This is a genomic window from Amycolatopsis sp. SID8362 (assembly GCF_010550475.1).
In the GTDB taxonomy this organism is placed as follows: domain Bacteria; phylum Actinomycetota; class Actinomycetes; order Mycobacteriales; family Pseudonocardiaceae; genus Amycolatopsis; species Amycolatopsis eburnea.
In genome coordinates, this window is sequence record NZ_JAAGNB010000459.1 from 1 (window position 1) to 3,345 (window position 3,345).

The 3,345-nt window shown below is 71.9% G+C and carries 3 protein-coding genes; all 3 read left to right on the forward strand.

What is annotated here, in order from left to right:
- Positions 1-110 precede the first annotated feature (110 nt).
- From G3I65_RS14470 to G3I65_RS14480, 3 genes are read left to right on the forward strand one after another with little or no spacing between them, the layout of a single operon-like run.
- Positions 111-1,334 (forward strand): 2-hydroxyacyl-CoA dehydratase family protein, encoded by a 1,224-nt coding sequence (locus G3I65_RS14470; RefSeq protein WP_160696571.1) that lies wholly within the window; start codon positions 111-113, stop codon positions 1,332-1,334.
- Between the two features lie 19 nt (positions 1,335-1,353).
- Positions 1,354-2,268, forward strand: coding sequence for a transporter substrate-binding domain-containing protein (locus G3I65_RS14475; protein ID WP_309235458.1), 915 nt, complete (start codon positions 1,354-1,356; stop codon positions 2,266-2,268).
- A gap of 11 nt (positions 2,269-2,279) precedes the next feature.
- Positions 2,280-3,206, forward strand: a complete 927-nt coding sequence (locus G3I65_RS14480) for a hypothetical protein (protein WP_160696572.1) — start codon at positions 2,280-2,282, stop codon at positions 3,204-3,206.
- Positions 3,207-3,345 lie beyond the last annotated feature (139 nt).

The following is a 3,345-nucleotide window of genomic DNA, read 5'->3' on the forward strand; positions in this document are numbered from 1 at the left end:
TTCCCGGAGCAGCGGGCCGCGACCGGGCTGCCCGCGGTCCTGGCCGAGCGGCAGCCGTACGGCGAGCTGACGCCCGAGGCGCTGGCGGCGCTGGTTCCGGCGGCAGTGGCATGACGGCCCGGCTGGCGTCGGCGACCACCGCGACCGCCTACCAGCGCGAGTGGTTCGCCCGGGTGCGCGAAGAGGACGGCCCGTTGGCGCTGGTCAACGCGGACGCGCCGCAGGAGATCTTCCGGGCGATGGGCATCCCGTACGTGGTCAACCAGTGGTGGGCCTCGATCGTCGCCGCCAAGCGCCAGACCCAGCGCTACCTCGGCCTGCTGCGCGACCGCGGCTACCCGGACTACGTCGAGCAGTACAGCGCGACTTCGCTGGCGTCGGCGTTCGAGGACGATCCCGGCCAGGCGCCGTGGGGCGGGCTGCCGAAGCCGTCGATCGTGCTGGGCGAGACGACCGGGGACGCGTCCCGCAAGATCTTCGACGTCTGGGACGCCCAACCCGGCGTTACCTACTACGCCTTGGAAAGCGCGGCGGAGAACGAGGTCCCGGAGCGGTGGTGGGAGCTGATGCCGCACCGCTGGGAGGAGGCGATCGGCAGCGACCGGCTCGATCTGCTGACCGGCGAGCTGACCGGGCTCATCCGGTTCCTGGAGCAGACCACCGGCCGGGTGTTCTCCGAGACGAGGTTTCGCGAGGTGCTGGACCTGGTCAACGAGCAGCAGGAGTGGAACCGCCGCACCCGCGACCTGATCGCGGCGGCCCGGCCGTGCCCGATCGCCGTCACCGACGGCATCCCGAGCGTCATGGTGCCCCAGTGGCACCGCGGCACGGAATGGGCGCGTGACGCGGCGCGCGCGTTCCACGACGAGGTGCGCGACCGGATCGACGCCGGCGTCGCGGTGTGCCCGGACGAGCGGCTGCGGCTGATGTGGATCGGCCGCGGGCTGTGGTTCGACCTCGACTTCTACCGGCGGTTCCAGGAGTCGCACGGCGCGGTCTTCGTGTGGTCGATGTACCTCGCCATCGCCGCCGACGGCTACCTGCGCTACGGCGACGACCCGCTGCGCGCACTGGCGGCCCGCTTCGCCGCGTTCGGCGACCAGCTGTACACGCCGCCGTGGTCGGCGGAGTGGTACGTCAAGGAAGCCCGCCACCACGGCGTGGACGGGGTGGTGCACCTGGTGTCCGACGACGCCCGCGGCAGCTACTTCACGACGCGTGCCCTGCGCGCGGCGGGGATCCCGGTGCTGGAACTGCACGCCGACAACGTCGACGCCCGCACGGGCGACGGATTGACCGCGCGGATGACCGCGTGGCTCGACGGGTTGACCTGACTGTCCACAAAGGAGTCCAGTGCGATCTTCACTTCGCCGACGAAGCCGGAGTGCGATCCTCGCGGCGGCCGCCGTCGGGCTGGCCGCCACCGGGTGCACGGTGGGCGGCGGCTCCCCGAGCCTGGCGACCGGGACGAACCTCCCGGTGGTGCCGGCCCTGCACGACGCGCTGCCGCGGGCGATCAAGGATTCCGGCGAGATCAGGTTCGCCGGCGACTCCCACCCGCCGTACCGCACGATCGCGCCGGACGGCACGGTCACCGGGATCGATGCCGACTTCCAGGCCGCGCTCGGCCAGGTGTTCGGGGTCACGACGCGGACCATCGTCGTCGCCGGGCTGCCGGCCGCGCTGCAGGGCATGCAGGCCAACCGGTACGACGCGTTCAACGGCCCGGTCAAAGCGACCGCGGAGCGCGAGGAGCAGTTCGACACGATCACCTGGATGACCACCCGCACCGCCTACGTGTTCCCCGCCGATTCGACGGCCGGGATCGCGCGGGTCGAAGACCTCTGCGGCAAGCGCATCGCGGTGGTCACGGCCAGCGTCGTCGAGGAGCAGCTGAACAAGCTGTCCGGGTTCTGCACGGACACCAAGCGGAAGGCCACGCAAGCAGTCGGCCTCGACGACACGAACGCCACGCTGCTGGCCACCCGCTCGGGCCGCGCGGACGCCGCGGGGATGACCGAAGCGGCGGCGATCGACGTCATCCAGCGGCAGGGCGGGAACAAGTACGTCACGCAGACCGAAGCGCAGGGCGCGACCAAGGACGATCTCGCCTTGTACGTCACCAAGTCGTCCGGCCTGGGCCCGGTGCTGCAGAAGGCGTTCGAGGAGCTGTTCGAGAACGGCACCTACGTCGGGATCATGTCCCGCTGGGGCCTCAACCAGGTCGCGGTGCCGAAGCCGGTCTTCAACGCGGCCACCCCACGATGAAAGGACTTCCGATGCGAAAGGCAGTGCTCAAACCGGCGCTCGTCGCCGCCGTCACCGCGCTCGTCGCGGTGACCGCCGCGTTCGTGCCCGGTTCCCCCGAGGTGGACACCGCGGCCCCGCCCGCACCGCCCGCGGCCACCGTGTTCCACCCGGTGGTCCGCGAACCCGCCGCCAAGACCGGGGACTACGCCGCCGAGTACACCGTCTACCGGCCCGCCGACGCGGATCGGGTGCGCGGGCGCCTGCCGGTCGTGGTCTTCGGCAACGGCGCGTGCCGGCACACGAGCAACGACGAGCTGCTCACGCTGGAGACGCTGCTGGCCGCGCACGGGTTCGTCGTCGTGGCCGTCGGCGGGTTCGACGAGCCCGCGCTGACCGAGAACGGCAGCCCGGAACCGCGGGTGATCACCGACGCGATCACCTGGGCGGAACGGGAGAACGACCGCCGGGGGAGTGAACTGCGGGACAAGCTCGACATCCACCGGGTGGGCGTCGCCGGCCACTCCTGCGGCGGCATCGAGGCGCTCGTCGCCGGTGCGGACCCGCGCGTGAAGTCGGTGCTGTCGCTCGACAGCGGGTTCTTCGCCGACGGCACCCTCGGCTACGGCCGGGAGAACCTGCGGAAGCTGCACACGCCGGTCCTGTTCGCCGACGGTGGTCCCGCCGACGTCGCCTACCCGAACAGCGGCGCCAACTACGACCTCGTCACCGTCCCCGCGGTCCGGGCGACCAACCCCGCCGCCGGGCACACCGGGTTCGTCTACGGCCAGCGCGACGGCAATCCCGACCCGAGCGTCCGCGAAGAGGCCGTGCGCGTGCTCGTCAACTGGTTCGACTTCACCCTCAACGGCAACCGGACCGCGCGTGACTACTTCCTCGGCGCGGGCTGCGGTCTCTGCGCCACGCCGGGCTGGACCGTCACCGCCAAGAACTTCTGACAGGAGCGCACGAATGGGTACCAGAACGACGTTGCTGGCCGTGATCACGGTCTTGGCGGCCGGCCTGCCCGCCACCGCCCACGCGGCCGACGGCGGCCCGCCCTGCCCCGCCACGGCGACGTGCGCGGACGGGCAGCTG

What these genes read in the sequence shown, in the direction of transcription:
- G3I65_RS14470 (WP_160696571.1), top strand. Translation starts at nt 111, where the DNA reads ATGACGGCCCGGCTGGCGTCGGCGACCACCGCGACCGCCTACCAGCGC.
- G3I65_RS14480 (WP_160696572.1), top strand. Translation starts at nt 2,280, where the DNA reads ATGCGAAAGGCAGTGCTCAAACCGGCGCTCGTCGCCGCCGTCACCGCG.